This window comes from Nocardioides sp. 31GB23 (assembly GCF_040012395.1).
GTDB classification, from domain to species: domain Bacteria; phylum Actinomycetota; class Actinomycetes; order Propionibacteriales; family Nocardioidaceae; genus Nocardioides; species Nocardioides salarius.
This window is the reverse complement of the sequence record NZ_JBDYKJ010000030.1, coordinates 34749-52192: the sequence shown is the minus strand read 5'-3', so window position 1 is coordinate 52192 and position 17444 is coordinate 34749. Positions and strand designations below refer to the sequence as shown.

The window sequence follows — 17444 nt, the reverse complement described above, 5'->3', positions numbered from 1 at the left end:
GAACCCGGAAGTTAAGCCTTTCAGCGCCGATGGTACTGCAACCGAGAGGTTGTGGGAGAGTAGGACGCCGCCGGACAATTCTTCTCAGCAGCCCCACCGCACCGCGGTGGGGCTGCTGTCATTTCCAGGCCCATTCCGCGCCGGAAAGGATGGGACCTTGGTCCCCATCGTCGGGGACCCACGACGCTGCCCCGGCGCCTCGGCGGGCCCGAGGATCAGGTCGTGGATCTCGACACCCTCGACATTGCCCGTTGGCAGTTCGCCATCACGACCGTCTACCACTTCCTCTTCGTGCCGATCACCATCGGTCTCTCGGCCATGGTGGCCGGCTACGAGACCGCGTGGTTGCGCACCGGCAACGAGCAGTGGCTGCGACTGACGAAGTTCTTCGGCAAGCTCTTCCTGATCAACTTCGCCCTGGGCCTGGTGACCGGCATCGTGCAGGAGTTCCAGTTCGGGATGAACTGGTCGGACTACTCGCGCTTCGTCGGTGACGTCTTCGGGGCACCGTTGGCCATCGAGGGGCTGCTGGCGTTCTTCCTGGAGTCGACGTTCCTCGGGTTGTGGATCTTCGGCTGGGACCGGCTGCCGCCCAAGCTGCACGCCGCGACCATGTGGTTGGTCCACATCGGCACCGTGCTCTCGGCCTACTTCATCCTGGCCGCCAACTCCTTCATGCAGAACCCGGTCGGCTACGCGTTCAACCCCGAGACCGGACGCGCCGAGCTGACCGACTTCGTCGCGGTGCTGACCAACAAGGTGCAGCTCGTGACCTTCCCGCACACCGTCGCGGCGGCGTACATGACGGGCGCCGCCTTCGTGGTGGGGATCTCGGTGTGGCACCTGGTGCGCGGCCAGGGCCGGGACGAGGGGCAGGACGCCCGGATGTACCGCAGCGCGGCACGCACCGGGGCCTGGGTGCTGCTCGCGGCGTCCGTGGCCGTCACGGTCTCCGGTGACGTCCAGGGCAAGATCATGACCGAGGTGCAGCCGATGAAGATGGCTGCCGCCGAGGGGCTCTACGAGACCGAGCAGCCTGCCGCGTTCTCGATCCTGACGATCGGGTCGCTCGACGGGACCGAGGAGAGCTTCGCGATCAAGGTGCCGGGGCTGCTGTCCTGGCTCGGCTCCGGCAGCCTGGACGCCGAGGTGCGGGGCATCGACGACCTGCGCGAGGAGTACGTCGAGACCTACGGCCAGGACCCGGGAGAGGCCTACTACTCCGCCGGGGACTACACCCCCGTCATCCCGCTGACCTACTGGAGCTTCCGCCTGATGATCGGGCTCGGCATGGCCGGCGCGGCCGGTGCGGTCGCCGTGCTCTGGGCCACCCGCCGTGGCCGGCGGCTCCGGTCGTCGCGCTGGGTGTGGCTGGGCGTCACGCTCCCGCTGATGCCGCTGTTCGCCAACAGCTTCGGCTGGATCTTCACCGAGATGGGCCGCCAGCCCTGGGTCGTCTTCGGGCTGATGACCACCGAGCGCGGAGTCTCGCCAGGCGTCAGCCCGGCGGAGGCACTGACCTCGCTGCTCGTGCTCACCGCGCTGTACGGGGTGCTGGCCGTCGTCGAGCTCAAGCTCCTCCTGCACTACATCGTGCGTGGAGCCGACGCCTTCGAGGCCCCCACGCAACGCGACGACGACCAGGACCCCGACCGCCCGCTCGCCTTCGCCTACTGAGCGACGAACCCGACGAGGAACGCAGGACACATGGAACTGACCACCATCTGGTTCACGCTGATCGCGGTGCTGTGGATCGGCTACTTCGCCCTCGAGGGCTTCGACTTCGGGGTGGGCATGCTGCTGCCCGTCCTGGGACACGGTGAGCGCGAGCGCCGCGTGCTGATCAACACGATCGGGCCGGTGTGGGACGGCAACGAGGTGTGGGTGCTCGTCGCGGGCGGAGCGACCTTCGCGGCGTTCCCCGAGTGGTACGCCACCCTCTTCAGCGGGTTCTACCTGCCGCTGCTGCTGATCCTGCTGGCCCTGATCGTGCGGGGCGTGGCGTTCGAGTACCGCGCCAAGCGCCCCGAGGCGCAGTGGAAGGCGCGCTGGGACGCCGCCATCGTCGTCGGGTCCGTGGTGCCGGCGCTGCTGTGGGGCGTGGCCTTCGCCAACATCGTGCGCGGGGTCCCCATCGACGCCGACCTCGAGTACGCCGGCGGCTTCTTCACCCTGCTCACCCCCTACGCGCTGCTCGGCGGCGCGATGACGCTGCTGCTCTTCCTGACCCACGGCGCGATGTTCATCGCCCTCAAGACCGACGGCCCGATCCGGCACGCCGCCCGGGCGCTGGCGCTCAAGGTCGGCGTCGCGGCGGCCGTGGTCGCCGTGGCGTTCCTGGGCTGGACCCAGCTCGAGACCGGGAACGCCGCCTCGGCCGCGCTCTTCCTGGTCGCCGCGCTGGCCCTGGTCGCCGGCCTGGGCGCGGCCCGGGCCGGACGCGAGGGCTGGGCGTTCATCGGCACCTTCGCGACGATCGTGCTCGGGGTGGGCGGGCTGTTCGTCGCGCTCTTCCCCGACGTCATGCCCACCACGCTGGCCGGCGGGGTCGGCCTGACCACCACCAACGCAGCCGCGACCGACTACACCCTGGGCATCATGACCGTCGTCGCCGTGGTCTTCACCCCGGTCGTGATCGGCTACCAGGCGTGGACCTACTGGGTCTTCCGCCGGCGGATCGCCGTGCACCACATCCCCGAGCCGGTGCTGGCCGGCACCGACGCGTGAGGCCCACCGACCCCCGGCTGCTGCGCCGCCTGGGCCCCGCCCGGCTGCCGCTGGCCGTGGTCCTGGCCTGCGGCGGGGTGGGCGCACTGCTCGTCATCGCGCAGGCGTTCGCCGTGACGGGCCTGGTCGTCGCCGCCGTCGAGGGCGCTGGTGCCGGGTCCTGGGTGCTCGCCACGGTCGCCGTGCTCGCCGGTCGGGGGCTCGTCGGATGGGTCGGCGACGTGGCCGCAGCCCGCTCGGCCGCGCTCGTGGGCAGCGACGTACGCCGGCACCTCGTCGCGCGCCTGCTGGCGCCGGGCGGGCCCGACGTGGCCCAGGGCCGGCTCTCGCTGCTGGTGACCCGGGGGGTCAGCGCCACCGAGCCCTACCTGACCCGCTACCTGCCGGCCCTGGTGCTGGCAGCCGTGCTGCCGCTCCTCACCGTCGCAGCGATCGCCACGCAGGACGTCCTCAGCGCGGGCATCGTGGTGGCCACGCTGCCGCTGGTGCCGGTCTTCGGCATCCTCGTGGGGTTGGCGACCCGGGACCGCGCCGATGCCCAGTGGCGCGCGCTGTCGTCGCTGTCGGGGCACTTCCTCGACGTGGTGCGCGGCCTGCCGACGCTGGTCGGGTTCCGACGTGCGCAGGCACAGTCGTCGACGATCCGCCGGGTCACCGACGACTACCGGCGCCGGAGCATGGGGACCCTGCGCGTCGCCTTCGCCAGCTCGGCCGTCCTCGAGCTGGTCGCCACGCTGTCGGTCGCCCTGGTCGCGGTGACCGTGGGGCTCCGGCTCGCCGAAGGCGGCCTCGACCTGCGCACCGCGCTGGTGGTGCTGCTCCTCGCGCCCGAGGCCTACTGGCCGCTGCGACGGGTGGGCGCCGAGTTCCACGCCGCCGCCGAGGGCGTGGCGGCCTTCGAGCAGCTCAGCGAGGTCCTCGACGCCCCCGCCGCCGTGCCGCTCGAGGGTGCCGCGCCCGCTGCCGGTCCAGGGCCCCTGGTCGTCCACGGCCTGTCGCTGACCCGCCCGGGACGGCAGGCCCCGGTGCTGCACGACCTCGACCTGGTGGTGCCGGAGCGGGGGCTGACCGCGCTCACCGGGCCCTCGGGCTGCGGCAAGTCGACGCTCCTGTCGCTGCTGGCCGGGCTGCTCGAGCCGACGGCCGGTCACCTCACGCGTGGCGGCGCGCCCCTGGAGGTCACCGCGCAGTCGTGGCAGCGCCAGGTCGCCTGGCTGCCCCAGCGCCCGGGCTTCGTGGCGGGCACGATCGCCGACAACCTGCGGCTGGGCCGCAGCGGGGCCGGTGACGACGAGCTCTGGGAGGCGTTGGCCAGGGTCGCCCTCGAGGAGCGCGTGCGTGACCTGCCCGACGGTCTCGGATCGTGGCTGGGCGAGGACGGCGCCGGCATGTCGGCCGGCGAGCGCGCGCGGCTCGCCCTGGCCCGGGTGGTCGTGGCCGACCGTGCCTGGCTGCTGCTCGACGAGCCCACGGCGCACCTCGACGAGCTGACCGAGCAGGTGGTCGCCGACACGCTGGTCGAGCTGGCCCGCAGCCGCGCGGTGGTCGTGGTGGCCCACCGCCCGGCGCTGGTGGCCCTGGCCGACCACGTCGTCGCCCTGCCCGGGCCGGCCGCGCCCGTCCCCGTCGCCCCCCGGTCCAGCGCTCCAGCCTCCGCCCCGGCACGCACGCCCGCTCCCGGAGCGGCGCAGGACCCGGCCCCACGGCGGGACCCGGGGCTGGGGCTGGCGACCCTCCTCAGCGCGGCGGCCTCGGCCTCGGGCGTGGCGCTGACCGCGACCGCCGGGTGGCTGATCGTGCAGGCCTCGACCATGCCGCCAGTCCTGACGCTGATGGTGGCGATCGTGGGGGTGCGCACCTTCGGCCTGGCCCGCCCCGCGCTGCGCTACGCCGAGCGGCTGCTCTCCCACGACGTGGTGCTGCGGATGCTCGCCGAGCGTCGCGTGTCGGTGTACGACGCCCTGGTCCCGCTGGTGCCCGGCCGGCTGGGTCGTCGTCGCGGCGACCTGCTGGCGGCCCTGGTCGACGACGTCGACTCCGAGCTCGACCACCGCCTGCGGGTGCAGCTGCCGGTGCGTGCCTTCGCGCTGGTCGTGGTGCTGGCGGTCGGCGTGACCGCCCTGCTCGAGCCCCGCGCCGCCCTGGTCGTCGCCCTGACCTCGGTGCTGGCCGGGGCGGCGGCGTACCTGCTGGGCAGGTGGGGCGCGGCCCGCGCCGAGCGCCAGGGGATCGCCCTGCGCGCCGCCCTGTCGGACCAGGTGGTGGCGGCGACCGCGCTGGCCGACGAGCTGGTCATGTGGCAGGGCGTCGACCGGGTCGCGGTCGGCCCCGTCGTCGGCCTCAGCGACCGGTTGGGGGCCGCCGCGACGCGGGCCGCGGCCTGGTGGGGAGCGGCGCGGGCCTGGGTGCTGCTGGTCACCGGGATCGGCGTGGCGGCGAGCGCCTGGTGGCTCGACGACCTGGTGGTCGCCGGTGCACTGTCGGCCCCCGTGCTGGCCCTGCTGGTCCTGGTGCCCCTGGCCCTGGCCGACGTGGCGCTCCCGCTCGCCGACGCCGGGGCGCTGTCGGCCCGCACCGACGCGGCGCGTCGTCGGGTCGCCGACCTCGTCGGGCGCACCCCCGCGGTCGTCGACTCGCCGGAGCCGGCGCCGGCCCCGGCCGGGCACGAGGTCGCCCTCGAGGACGTCAGCGCCGGCTGGGAGGGGGCGGACGCGGTGCGCGACCTCGGCCTGCGCCTGCCCCAGGGCGGGAGCGTCGCCCTGGTCGGACCGTCCGGCTCCGGCAAGAGCACCGTCGCGGCGCTGCTGCTGCGCTTCCTCGACCCGGTCTCGGGCGACGTGGCGCTGGGCGGGCGGTGCCTGGGCACGCTGGCCCTCGACCACGTGCGCGGCACCGTCGGCCTGGTCGACGACGACCCGCACGTCTTCGCCAGCACGCTCGTCGAGAACGTCCGCCTGGCCCGGCCCGGCGCCTCCGACGCCGACGTGGAGGCCGCCCTGCGCAGTGCCCGGCTCGGCGACTGGCTCGACCAGCTGCCCGAGGGGCTCGACACCTGGCTGGGAGACGGGCACGCCGCGGTCTCGGGCGGCGAGCGGGCCAGGCTGGCCGTGGCCCGGTCGCTGCTGGCCGACCAGCGGGTGCTGGTGCTCGACGAGCCCACCGCGCACCTCGACGAGGCGACGGCCGAGGAACTCGCGGCCGAGGTGCTGGGCGCCCGGCGGCGCGTCGACGGCGGCTCCCGGGCCGCTCGGGACCGGGCCGGACGCTCGGTCGTGTGGATCACCCACGCGCGCGCCGGTCTCGACCGCGTCGAGGAGGTGGTAGATGTACGGGGACGCACCCTCACCCAGGAGCAGCCTCATGCCTGACACCCGAACCGACGGCCGGCGCGTGCGCGTCTACCTCCTCGACGACCACGAGGTCGTGCGGCAGGGCCTGCGCGCGCTGCTCGAGGGAGCAGGCGACATCGAGGTGGTGGGGGAGTCGGGGCTGGCCGAGGAGGCCACCGCCCGCATCCCCGCCCTGCGACCCGACGTCGCGGTGCTCGACGCCCGGCTGCCCGACGGCTCCGGGATCGAGGTGTGCCGAGCGGTCCGGGCGGTCGACGACTCGATCCGGGCGCTCATCCTGACGTCGTACGACGACGACGAGGCGCTCTTCGCCGCGATCATGGCCGGCGCCTCGGGCTACGTGCTCAAGGAGGTCACGGGTCTCAACCTCGTCACCGCGGTCCGCCAGGTCGCCGGGGGCATGTCGCTGATCGACCCCGCGCTGACGGCCCGCGTGCTGGACCGGGTCCGCAACGGGCCCTCCACGGCGCCGGAGCTGGAGAGCCTCACCGAGAGGGAGATGGAGCTGCTCGCCCTGATCGCGGAGGGACTCACCAACCGCCAGATCGGGGAGCGGATGTTCCTGGCGGAGAAGACCATCAAGAACTACGTCTCGGCCATCCTGGCCAAGCTGGGGCTCGAGCGACGCACCCAGGCCGCGGTGCTGGCCAGCCGGCTGCTGGGCCCCGACGGCCGGTCCTGACCCGATGCCACGCAGCGACCTGGCGGCGGTGCTGCGCGCGCTCCCGCCCGACCCCCGGGTCGTGGTGGCGGGCAACCACGCCACGCCGTGGCACACGCTGGGGCTCCTCGACTCGCTGCTGCCCAGCTACCGGCTGTGGATGCTCAACGCCCAGCAGGGCCTGCCCGACCGCGACGGCGTCACCCTCGAGACCTCCTTCGTCGGCCCCGGGATGCGCCGCAGCCCGCGGCTGGCCTACGTGCCCTCGCGGCTCTCGATGGTGCCCACGCTCTTCGCCTCGCGGGTGCCGCCCGACGCGGTCGTCCTGCACACGACCCCGCCCCGGCACGGCCGGGTCTCGATGGGCACCGAGGTCAACGTGCTGCCCGCCGCGGTCGAGCAGGTGCGTCGCCGTGGTGGCGTGGTGGTCGCGCAGGTCTCGCGGCACGTGCCGTGGACCTTCGGCGACTCCGAGCTCGACCTCGACCACGTCGACGTCGTCGTCGAGGCGGACGAGGCGCTGATGACCGCGCCGGAGGCACCTGTCGGGCCCGAGGCGGCGCGCATCGGCGAGCTGGTGGCCGCCCGCGTGCCCGACGGGGCCACGTTGCAGACCGGCATCGGCGCGGTGCCCGACGCGACGGTCAGCGGCCTGGTCGGGCGACGCGGACTGCGGGTGTGGAGCGAGATGTTCTCCGACTCGGTGCTGCGTCTCGAGCGGGCCGGGGCGCTGGAGCGCTCGGAGCCGATCACCGCGTCCTTCCTCTTCGGCTCCGAGGAGCTCCTGACCTGGGTCGACGGCAACGACCGGGTGCGGATGGCCCGCACCGAGGTCACCAACGACCCCGGGCGGATCGCCCGCAACCCCGCGATGACCAGCGTCAACACCGCCCTGCAGGTCGACCTCTTCGGCCAGGCGAACGCCTCGAGGATCGATGCGCGGATCCACTCGGGCTTCGGCGGCCAGACCGACTTCATCGTCGGGGCCATGCACAGCCCGGGCGGCCAGGCGGTGATCGCCCTGCGCTCCTGGCACCCCAAGGCCGACTGCTCGACGGTGGTGGCCATGGTCGACGAGCCGGTGACGTCGTTCCAGATGAGTGCGGTGGTCACCGAGCAGGGCGTCGCCGAGGTCTTCGGGCTGACCCAGCAGGAGCAGGCCCGCCAGCTGGTCGAGCACGCCGCCCACCCGCGGGTGCGCGAGGAGCTGCGCGAGGAGGCGCAGGCACTGGGCCTGAGGTGGTGACGGGCGTGGTGACCGGGCCGGGGCCGGTCGTCAGCGCAGCACGGGCAGCCGGCGCACCAGCAGCGCCTCGCGCCAGCGCCGGCCGAGTCCCCAGGTGTCGCCGGCGTGGAACGCCGCCAGCACCACCAGCGTCAGCCCACCCAGGAGGTGGTCGTCGAGCACCGGGTTGTTGGCCGGGGGCAGCGCCACGCTCCACATCAGCACGTAGAGCAGCGCGCCGCTCGCGGCTGCCAGGCGCATCCCGACGCCCAGGGTCAGCGCCACGCCGATGCCCAGCAGCCCGAGCATGAACAGGACGTCGGCCCAGACCGCGCCGGCGATGCCCTGGTAGAAGTCGGCGAACGGGCCGTCGGCACCGAAGGTCAAGAACCCCTCGGTGGGACTGCCGCCGTTGACCCAGGCCGCGTCGCCGAACCGGTCGACCTGTCCCTCGGGACCACGACCGGTGGCGAAGCCGAGCGCCAGCAGCTTGTCGAGGAAGGCCCACAGGAAGGTCAGGCCGAAACCGATCCGCAGCAGCGCCAGGGCGCGTGCTGCGACGGGGCCTCCGGACGCTGCCGCCGGGGCCGCCTGCGCGACTCGGTCGGCGCCGGGCTGCGGGTGACCGTGCTGGATCGTGCTCATGTGGTGTCTCCTGTCGTCGGAGGTCCCTCGGTGGACCCCTGCCCAGACTGGGGCCCCGGGACGACGCGGCGCAGGGGCCGGGTGTCCCGAGCCCCGGGCCCTTGGTCCCGAGCCTGCGGACTCGGTCCGGCCGCTCAGCCGACCGGCACGCTCCAGACGAACGACGTGCCGTGCGGCTCGCGGCGCGAGACCTCGCAGCTGCCGCCGAGCGCCGCCGCGCGACGCCGGGCGTTGCGCAGGCCGCTCTCGGCGAGCTGCTCGGGGATGCCGACCCCGTCGTCGTCGACGCGCAGCACCAGCGCCCGGTCACCGAGGCTGAGGTCGATCTCGGCCTGCTCGGCGAGGGCGTGGCGCGAGACGTTCGAGAGCGCCTCGCGCAGCACCGGCACCAGCTGCTCCCGCACCGCACCCGGCACCCCGGTGTCGAGCGGGCCCGCGGTGCGCACGACCGGGGTGAAGCCGAGCGCCGGGACGTACTCGCGCACCAGCGTGCGCACCTCCGAGCGCAGCGAGGCCCGCTCGCGGTGCTGCAGCTCGAAGATCGAGCCGCGGATGTCGCGGATCGTCAGGTCGAGGTCGGCCACCGCCTTGTCGAGCCGCCCGGCCATCTCGGGGCCGGCGAGCATCTGGGCGCCCTGCAGCTGCAGGCCCGTGGCGAAGAGCCGCTGGATCACCACGTCGTGCAGGTCGCGCGCGATCCGCTCGCGGTCGGAGATCACCGCCAGCTCGGCCCGCTCCTCCAGCGCCTGCGCCCGGTCGAGCGCCAGGGCTGCCTGGTCGGCGAAGGAGATCATCAGCTCACGCTCCTCGCCCTCGAGCGGGGCGGCCCCCTCGAAGAGGAGCACGAGCGCGGTGCGCTCGGCCAGGTGGGCTCGCAGCGGCAGCACCAGCGCGCGGTAGTGGCCGGCGTCGCCCTCCACCGGCTCGACGCCGTCGGCGAGCGCGACGAGGGAGTCCTCCACGACGCTGCGCAGGACGCCGCGGCCCTCCCCCTCGCGCCCGCCGTCGCGCCGGGTCTCGCGCAGGTCGGCCAGGGCTGCTGCCTGCGCCGCCTCCCCGGCCGGCACCGACAGGCTCACGACCGCGGCGGCGTCGGCCCGGGCCATCGAGGCGGCCGACCAGGCGATCTGCTCGAGTGCGGCTTCGCGGGCCACCGGCGGCTGCAGGGCGTCGCTGAGCTCGGCGCTGGCCTGCAGCCACTCGCGCCGCCGCTCGCTGAGTCCGTAGGCGCGCGCGTTGTCGATGACGAACCCGGCCGCCGAGGCGAGCGCCTCGACCAGGACCGTGTCGGCGTCGCTGAACTGGTCGGCGCCCTGCTTCTCAGTGAGGTAGAGGTTGCCGAAGACCGTGCCGCGGATCCGCACCGGCACGCCGAGGAAGGAGCGCATCGGCGGGTGGTTGGGCGGGAAGCCGTAGGAGGCCGGGTGCTCACCGAGGTCGGGCATCCGCAGCGGCTCGGGGTGCTCGATGAGCAGGCGCAGGATGCCGCGGCCCCGTGGTGGCGCGCCGATCTGCTCGCGCTGGTGCGGGTCGAGCCCCGAGGTGATGAACTCGCTGAGGTCGCCGTCGGGGCCCACGACCCCCAGGGCACCGAAGCGTGCCCCGGTGAGCTCGCGGGCCGACTCGACGATGCGGCTCAGCACGCTGGGCAGGTCGAGGTCGGAGGAGACCGCCACCACCGCGTCGAGCAGCGCCTGCGCGGAGCCGGCCAGCTCGGGGTGGCGCGGCGACGGGTCGGGCATGGAGCCATTGTCACAGGCCCGGGCGCGGGTGGGGAGACTCAGACCAGACGACGGGTGGGCAACGTGCTCACCGGGTCCCACCCGCTGCCCAGCCGGCGACCCGAGATCGTGGTCCACGCGATCGCGACGTAGAGCGAGCGCGTGCCCGAGGCCCACGGCCGGGGCTCCCACACCTTGCGCACCTGCTCGAGGTCCTCGGCGTCGCCCAGCACCTCGCTGCGCCCGCGCGCCACCACGCTCCAGCCCCGCTGCCGCTCGTGGTCGAAGCCGTCGACCTCGAAGGCGAGCACGGCCCCGCGTGCGTTGCTGCCCAGCACGGAGTACGGCGTCGTGCGCACCACGACCCGGCTGTCGACCACGGCGTAGTTCACCGGCACGATGTGCGGTCCGTCGGGTGTGGAGACCGCGACCCGTCCCACGATCCCTGCGCGCAGCAGGGCCTCGCACTCGCTCTCCGACAGCTCTGCTGACTCCAGCACGGTGACCTCACGATGGGACGGGGACCAGGACGACGTCCATCGTCACGCCGTCCCGCGGGGGCCCTACAGGGTCCTTGGTCCCGACGTCAGCCGCCGAAAGTGCCGTCGACGTAGACCCAGTGGCCCGCCCGCCGCTCGAAGCGGCTGCGCTCGCGCATCGTGCCGCTGCTCGCGACCCCGGCCGGGGAGGTGTCACGGTGGTGGGCGGCGAACTCGACCCAGCCCTCGCCGTGGTCGAGCACCTCCAGCCCGGTCCACTCCCGGGCCGGGTCGAGCCCGTCCTCGAGCAGCCCGGCCGGGCGGGTGCGCGGGTGCCAGGTGCGGAAGAGGTGGTCGAGGTGGCCCAGCGCGAACGCGCTGTAGCGGCTGCGCATCAGCTCGACCGCCGTCTCCGCCCGCCGGGCTCCCCGGTGCAGCGGCCCGCAGCAGGCGTCGTACGTCGCGCCGGTGCCGCAGGGGCACGGGCCGGCCCCCGCCGCGCCCAGCGCGTGCTGTCCGGTGCTCACGTCTCCACCACCAACCTCCACAGGGTGTGCTCTCCGGGCAGGCCCCTCAGCTCGACCTCGCCGGCCTCCTCGAAGCACATCCGCCGCTCGTCGGTGCCCTCCACCTGCAGGCGCACCTCGTCGGTCACCAGCACCTCCCCGCCGTCGGCGAGGTCGGCGACCCGGGCGGCCAGCGCCACGTTGCGCCCGAAGTAGTCGCCGTCGCGAGAGATCACCGGCCCGCAGTGCACGCCGATGCGCACCCTGACCTGCGTCAGGCGCAGCCGCGGGTCGAGGGTGCGGGCCAGGGACCGCTGGATCCCCCGGGCGGCCCGCACCGCCGAGTAGGGGTCGCGGAAGGCGACCATGAAGCCGTCGCCGGCGCTCTTGACGACCTGGCCCCGGTGCCGCTCGACGTGGGTGCGGACCACCTGGTCGTGCGCCTCGAGCACCTTGACCCAGGTGCGGTCGCCCAGCCGGTGGTTGAGCGTCGTGGAGCCCTCGATGTCGGAGAAGAGCAGGGTGACGGTGCCGTCGGCCGCGGCGACCTGCAGGATGTCGGGGCGCTTCTCGAGGGCCCAGGCCTGGAGGTCCTCCAGCGAGGAGCCCAGCACGCCGGCGACACCCTGGCGCCGCACCCGCGAGGCGGTCCCGACCACGGCCCGCAGCGCTCGCTCGGTCGGCGAGAGCGCGGGGGAGGGGCGCAGGGCGGCGTCGAGGTCGGCCTCGAGCTGGGCGAGCATCCGTCGCGACACGTCGAGCTCGCGGCGGGTGCGCACCAGCAGCACGCCGACGACGACGAGGGCGGTCGACAGCACCGCCACCAGCAGCACGGCTGCCACCCCTGTCGCCGTCTGCACCCCGGCAGCCTAGTGCGGTCCGGCTCCCGGCGCCCGGGTGCTCGGGACCAAGGTCCCGAGCCCGCACGACCACCGCCCCTGAGAAGCAGGGGCACGCCGGGCCCAGGGTGAGGACATGGACACCGATCTCGAGAACTCCGACAGCCAGGGCAACCCCGACGCCGAGCCGGCGAGCGGCCCCACGGTCGCCGACCACCTCTCGTCCACCGGCGCCGTGGTGGTGGCCGTGGACGGCTCCGAGCACGCGGAGGAGGCGCTCGCCTGGGCGGCCGAGCACGCGACGCTGCACCACCGGCCGCTGGCCGTGGTCTCGGTCTGGGAGCCGGTGCCGAGCATGTGGCTCGACACCACCGGCATCAACCACACCGTGCTCTACGCCGAGCTCGCCTCGGCCGGCGCCGACCGCGTCGAGGCCGCCGCCGAGAAGGCGCGCTCGCTGCACCCCGGGCTCAGCGTCGAGACGGCGGTGGCTCGCGGCGACGTCCGCGGCGAGCTGCTGCGGCTCTCGCAGCACGCCTCGCTGCTGGTCCTCGGCTCCCGCGGGCGCGGGCCGCTGCGCTCGCTGCTGCTCGGCTCGGTCAGCGCGGCGGTCGCCCGCCACGCCCACAGCCCCGTCGTGGTCGTGCGCCCCGGCGGCAAGGGCGGCGGCGGCATCCTGGTGGGCGTCGACGGCACCGAGCGCTCGATGGGCGCCGTGACGGCCGCCTACGAGCAGGCGGCGGCGACCGGGCAGCGGCTCACGGTGCTGCACTGCTTCTGGGACGCGCGGGTCGCCTACGCCGGAGCGATGGTCGTCGACGAGACCGACGACGCCGCCGACGTGCGCGCCCTGGTCGCCGAGACGACCGCCGGCCTGGCCGAGAAGCACCCCGACGTGCAGGTCGAGGTGCGCATCGTGCGCGGCCTCGCCGACCAGGTGCTGGTGGCCGAGTCGAAGGACCGCGACCTGGTGGTGCTGGGCTACCACCGCCAGCACGCGCTGGGCGAGGCGCTCTTCCCGTCGGTGGTCACCTCGGTGCTCGAGCACGCGCACGGCGCGGTGATGGTGGTGCCGGCGCGCGACTGAGCCGGCGTCCGTCTCCCCGGACATCGAGGTTGGTGGGCGCAGTAGCGTGGTCGACGTGACCTCCGCCGAGACCGCGCCCGCCACCCCCCGGCCCACGATCGCCACGCTCGGTGAGCTGCGCGCGTCGGGCCACGAGCACCGGCCGCTGCGCACCGAGCTGCGCGACAACCTGCTGGCCCACCTGCGCGAGGGGCGCGACCCGTGGCCCGGCCTGCACGGCTTCGAGGACACCGTGGTGCCCCAGCTCGAGCGGGCCCTGATCGCCGGGCACGACGTGGTGCTGCTGGGCGAGCGCGGCCAGGGCAAGACCCGGCTGCTGCGCACGATGGTCGGCCTGCTCGACGAGTGGACCCCCGTGATCGCCGGCTCCGACCTGGGCGAGCACCCCTACGAGCCGATCACCGTGGCCTCGCGCCGCCGGGCCCTCGAGCTCGGCGACGACCTGCCGGTCGAGTGGCGCGCCCGCGAGGAGCGCTACGCCGAGAAGCTGGCCACCCCCGACACCTCGGTGGCCGACCTGATCGGGGACGTCGACCCGATGAAGGTGGCCGAGGGCCGCTCGCTCGGCGACCCCGAGACCATCCACTACGGGCTGGTGCCGCGCAGCCACCGCGGCATCGTGGCCATCAACGAGCTGCCCGACCTCGCCGAGCGGATCCAGGTCGCGATGCTCAACGTGATGGAGGAGCGCGACATCCAGGTCCGCGGCTACGTGCTGCGGCTGCCCCTCGACGTGCTCGTCGTGGCCAGCGCCAACCCCGAGGACTACACCAACCGCGGACGCATCATCACCCCGCTCAAGGACCGCTTCGGCGCCGAGATCCGCACCCACTACCCGACCGAGCTGCACGACGAGGTCGCGGTGATCCGCCAGGAGGCCGCCATCGACCCGGCCCTCGTCGACGTGCCCGACCACCTCGTCGAGATCCTGGCCCGCTTCACCCGCCACCTGCGCGAGTCGAGCTCGGTCGACCAGCGCTCGGGCGTCTCGGCCCGCTTCGCGATCGCCGGCGCCGAGACGATCGCGGCCGCCGCGTTGCACCGGGCCACCGCCCAGGGCGAGGAGGCCGCCGTGGCCCGTGTGGTCGACCTCGAGACCGCCGTCGACGTGCTGGGCGGCAAGATCGAGTTCGAGAGCGGCGAGGAGGGCCGCGAGGCCGAGATCCTCACCCACCTGCTGCGCACCGCGGTCGCCGAGACCGTGCGCGTGCACCTGCCCGGCCTCGACATGGGTGTGCTGGTCGACGCCCTCGAGGCCGGCCAGATGGTGACCACCGGTGAGCAGGTCACCGCCCGCGACTTCCTGGCCGGCCTGCCGGTGCTGGGGGAGTCGGAGCTCTACGACGACATCTGCGACCGGCTCGAGGCCACCACCGACGGGCATCGTGCCGGCGCGATCGAGCTGGCCCTGGAGGGGCTCTTCCTGGCCCGGCGGGTCAGCAAGGCCTCCGGGCGCGGTGAGAGCGTGTATGGCTGACATCTGGTCGCAGCGACGCGCGACGCGCTACGGCCGCTACGACGGCGGCCCCGACCCGCTCGCGCCCCCGGTCGACCTCGCCGAGGCGCTCGACGAGATCGGCGAGGACGTGATGGCCGGCTACAGCCCCGAGCGCGCGCTGCGCGAGCTGCTGCGCCGTGGGGCCGGCGACCGGGAGGGCCTCGACGACCTGGCCAGGCGGGTCGCCGAGCGGCGCCGCCGGCTGCTGGCCGAGCACGACCTCGACGGCACCCTCCAGGAGATCCGCGAGCTCCTCGACACCGCGGTGCTCGAGGAGCGCAAGCAGCTGGCCCGCGACGTCGCCATGGACGACGGCGACCGGGCGCTGCGCGAGATGCAGCTCGACAGCCTGCCGCCCAACCCCGCGGCCGCGGTGAGCGCGCTGGGCTCCTACGACTGGCAGAGCACGCAGGCACGCGAGGCCTACGAGCAGATCAAGGACCTGCTGGGCCGCGAGCTGCTCGACCAGCGCTTCCAGGGCATGAAGCAGGCCCTCGAGAACGCCACCGACGAGGACCGCGCCGCGATCGACGCGATGCTCTCGGACCTCAACGAGCTGCTCGAGAAGCGCGAGCGCGGCGAGGACACCCAGCAGGACTTCGACGAGTTCATGGCCGCGCACGGCCAGCACTTCCCCGAGCAGCCGCAGGACCTCGACGAGCTGCTCGACGCGATGGCCGCCCGGGCGGCGGCGGCCCAGCGGATGCTCGCCTCGATGAGCCCCGAGCAGCGCCAGCAGCTGATGGAGCTCTCGGCGCAGGCCTTCGGCTCACCGCAGCTGATGGAGTCGCTGGCACGCCTCGACTCCCACCTGCAGGCGCTGCGACCCGGCGAGGACTGGTCGGGCTCGGAGCAGATGGGCGGCGAGGGCGCCCAGGGCGTCGGGCTCGGTGACGGCACCGGCGTCTTCCAGGACCTCGCCGAGCTCGACGCGCTCTCCGAGCAGCTCTCGCAGTCCTACGGCGGCGCCCGCATGGACGACCTCGACCTCGACGCGCTGGCCCGCCAGCTGGGCGACGACGCCGCGGTCAGCGCCGGCGAGCTGCAGCAGCTCGAGCGCGCCCTGCGCGACTCCGGCACCCTGCAGCGCGGCTCCGACGGCGCCCTGCGCCTGACCCCGAAGGCGATGCGCCAGCTCGGCCGCTCGCTGCTGCGCGACGTCGCCCAGCGGATGTCGGGCCGGCAGGGCCAGCGCGACATGGACCGCGCCGGCGCCGCGGGCGAGCGCTCGGGCGCCACCCGGGCCTGGGCGTACGGCGACACCGAGCCGTGGGACGTGACCCGCACCGTCACCAACGCGATCACCCGCACCGTGGGCGAGGGCGGCTCGCCGGCGGCGGGGGTGCGCCTGCAGGTCGACGACGTCGAGGTGCAGGAGACCGAGGCGCGCACCCAGGCGGCCGTCGCGCTGCTGGTCGACACGTCCTTCTCGATGGCCATGGACGGGCGCTGGGTGCCGATGAAGCGCACCGCGCTGGCGCTGCACACGCTGATCCGCAGCAGGTTCCGCGGCGACGCGCTGCAGCTGGTCGGCTTCGGGCGGCACGCCGAGGTGATGGAGATCGAGCAGCTCACCGCTCTCGACGCCCGGTGGGAGAAGGGCACCAACCTGCACCACGCGCTGCTGCTGGCCAACCGGCACTTCCGCAAGCACCCCAACGCCCAGCCGGTGCTGCTGGTGGTCACCGACGGCGAGCCGACCTCGCACCTCGAGGCCGGCGGCGAGGTCTTCTTCTCCTACCCGCCGCACCCGCTGACCGTCGCGCACGCCGTGCGCGAGCTCGACACCTCCATGCGCCTCGGCGCCCAGACGACGTTCTTCCGCCTCGGCGAGGACCCCGGCCTGGCCCGGTTCATCGAGCAGATGGCGCGCCGGGTCGACGGCCGCGTCGTGGCGCCCGAGCTCGACGACCTCGGCGCCGCCGTCGTGGGCTCCTACCTCGGCGGGCGCGCCGGCCGAGGGGGCGGTGGCGCGGCCCCGGGGTCGATGGGCGACTGGTTCGGCGGCCGCGGCTCCTGGGTCGGCGACTGACCCGGCCGCCACGACCCGCTCACCCCCGTCGGGCGCGCGGCCGGCGCTCCCAGTGCCGGCAGGGCCGGCTGCTGGTGACCCCCACCCCGGCACAGCCGGGCCAGCGCTCGGGCTCCTCCAGCTCGTCGGTGTGCAGGTCGCGCACCATCACCTCGCGCACCGGGCGCAGGCCCTCGCGCACGACGGCGCAGTCGCAGCCGCCGAGCGCGAGCAGGCGGCGTACGAGGGAGTGGGCGGTGGGGGAGCGCAGGTCGCGGAAGCGCTCGGCCCAGCCCAGCGCAACCGGCGCCGCGTGGACGCAACCGTGGTCGCCCACGACCCGGCGCAGGTAGCAGGCCACGCACTCGTCGGGGTACGGCTCGGGCGCGTCGGGGTCGGTGGGCAGCACGGGAGCGGTTCTACCCGCCGGCACCGACGTGCGTGCCTCGCGACGACATCACCGGGTGCTCGCCGGGTCAACGGTTCGTGCACACGACGTGCACGTTGCGGCACGAGTGCACCGTTCGCCCCGGGGAGGCGCCGCGCCGGGGTGAGGATCGGTCCCGCGTCCGCCGGGAGGGCCGTGGCGCACCCGTTCACGAGGCGTCCGGCAGCGGACGCGGACAGCTGGGGGGCTGAGCAATGCCGACGACTTCTCGCGCGCACCACTCACGGACACGGCGGTGGACCACCTC

Annotated in this window: 14 protein-coding genes and 1 rRNA gene; 9 read left to right on the top strand and 6 right to left on the bottom strand. The window is 74.4% G+C overall.

Going from position 1 to position 17444, the window contains the following annotated elements; translation table 11 throughout:
* The 6 genes from rrf to ABKW28_RS11440 all read left to right on the top strand — a co-directional run.
* A 5S ribosomal RNA gene (rrf, locus tag ABKW28_RS11465) occupies positions 1–76 on the top strand; the annotation flags it as partial.
* A 146-nt stretch (positions 77–222) separates the two neighbouring features.
* Positions 223–1677, top strand: a complete 1455-nt coding sequence (locus ABKW28_RS11460) for a cytochrome ubiquinol oxidase subunit I (protein WP_348609535.1) — start codon at positions 223–225, stop codon at positions 1675–1677.
* A 30-nt stretch (positions 1678–1707) separates the two neighbouring features.
* Positions 1708–2727: a cytochrome d ubiquinol oxidase subunit II gene (cydB, locus tag ABKW28_RS11455; protein WP_193668953.1), complete on the top strand. Its 1020-nt coding sequence runs from the start codon at positions 1708–1710 to the stop codon at positions 2725–2727.
* Positions 2724–6095: a thiol reductant ABC exporter subunit CydD gene (gene cydD, locus ABKW28_RS11450; protein WP_348609532.1), complete on the top strand. Its 3372-nt coding sequence runs from the start codon at positions 2724–2726 to the stop codon at positions 6093–6095. The genes cydB and cydD overlap by 4 nt, the downstream gene beginning before the upstream one ends.
* A complete protein-coding gene (locus tag ABKW28_RS11445) occupies positions 6088–6759 on the top strand; it encodes a response regulator transcription factor (protein WP_341230301.1) in 672 nt (223 codons plus the stop codon). The genes cydD and ABKW28_RS11445 overlap by 8 nt, the downstream gene beginning before the upstream one ends.
* A 4-nt stretch (positions 6760–6763) precedes the next feature.
* Positions 6764–7984: an acetyl-CoA hydrolase/transferase C-terminal domain-containing protein gene (locus ABKW28_RS11440; protein WP_341230300.1), complete on the top strand. Its 1221-nt coding sequence runs from the start codon at positions 6764–6766 to the stop codon at positions 7982–7984.
* Positions 7985–8014: 30 nt separating this feature from the next.
* Here ABKW28_RS11440 and ABKW28_RS11435 read toward each other — a convergent pair whose 3' ends face one another.
* The 5 genes from ABKW28_RS11435 to ABKW28_RS11415 all read right to left on the bottom strand — a co-directional run bounded on the left by ABKW28_RS11435 (position 8015) and on the right by ABKW28_RS11415 (position 12174).
* The gene (locus ABKW28_RS11435; RefSeq protein ID WP_348609529.1) at positions 8015–8608 is read right to left on the bottom strand and encodes a hypothetical protein; all 594 of its coding nucleotides are present in this window, start codon (positions 8606–8608) and stop codon (positions 8015–8017) included.
* Positions 8609–8742: 134 nt separating this feature from the next.
* Positions 8743–10350: a GAF domain-containing protein gene (locus ABKW28_RS11430; protein WP_193668958.1), complete on the bottom strand. Its 1608-nt coding sequence runs from the start codon at positions 10348–10350 to the stop codon at positions 8743–8745.
* A gap of 38 nt (positions 10351–10388) precedes the next feature.
* Complete coding sequence (locus ABKW28_RS11425) at positions 10389–10829, bottom strand: pyridoxamine 5'-phosphate oxidase family protein (RefSeq protein ID WP_193668959.1); 441 nt, start codon at positions 10827–10829, stop codon at positions 10389–10391.
* 86 nt (positions 10830–10915) lie between these two features.
* Complete coding sequence (locus ABKW28_RS11420) at positions 10916–11335, bottom strand: YchJ family metal-binding protein (protein WP_348609526.1); 420 nt, start codon at positions 11333–11335, stop codon at positions 10916–10918.
* On the bottom strand, positions 11332–12174 hold the full coding sequence (locus ABKW28_RS11415; RefSeq protein ID WP_341229777.1) for an adenylate/guanylate cyclase domain-containing protein: 843 nt from the start codon (positions 12172–12174) through the stop codon (positions 11332–11334). Before ABKW28_RS11415 ends, ABKW28_RS11420 begins: the two co-directional genes overlap by 4 nt.
* A gap of 115 nt (positions 12175–12289) precedes the next feature.
* Between ABKW28_RS11415 and ABKW28_RS11410 the strand changes: the two genes are divergently transcribed.
* From ABKW28_RS11410 to ABKW28_RS11400, 3 genes are read left to right on the top strand one after another with little or no spacing between them, the layout of a single operon-like run.
* Complete coding sequence (locus ABKW28_RS11410) at positions 12290–13240, top strand: universal stress protein (RefSeq protein WP_348609523.1); 951 nt, start codon at positions 12290–12292, stop codon at positions 13238–13240.
* 55 nt (positions 13241–13295) lie between these two features.
* Positions 13296–14717 carry a sigma 54-interacting transcriptional regulator gene (locus ABKW28_RS11405; RefSeq protein WP_348609520.1) on the top strand — a complete coding sequence of 474 codons (1422 nt, stop codon included), beginning with the start codon at positions 13296–13298 and terminating at the stop codon, positions 14715–14717.
* On the top strand, positions 14710–16770 hold the full coding sequence (locus tag ABKW28_RS11400) for a VWA domain-containing protein (protein WP_348609518.1): 2061 nt from the start codon (positions 14710–14712) through the stop codon (positions 16768–16770). The genes ABKW28_RS11405 and ABKW28_RS11400 overlap by 8 nt, the downstream gene beginning before the upstream one ends.
* Positions 16771–16789: 19 nt before the next feature.
* Here the strand turns inward: ABKW28_RS11400 and ABKW28_RS11395 are convergent, their stop codons facing one another.
* On the bottom strand, positions 16790–17158 hold the full coding sequence (locus tag ABKW28_RS11395; protein ID WP_307822839.1) for a DUF2695 domain-containing protein: 369 nt from the start codon (positions 17156–17158) through the stop codon (positions 16790–16792).
* Positions 17159–17444: the final 286 nt, after the last annotated feature.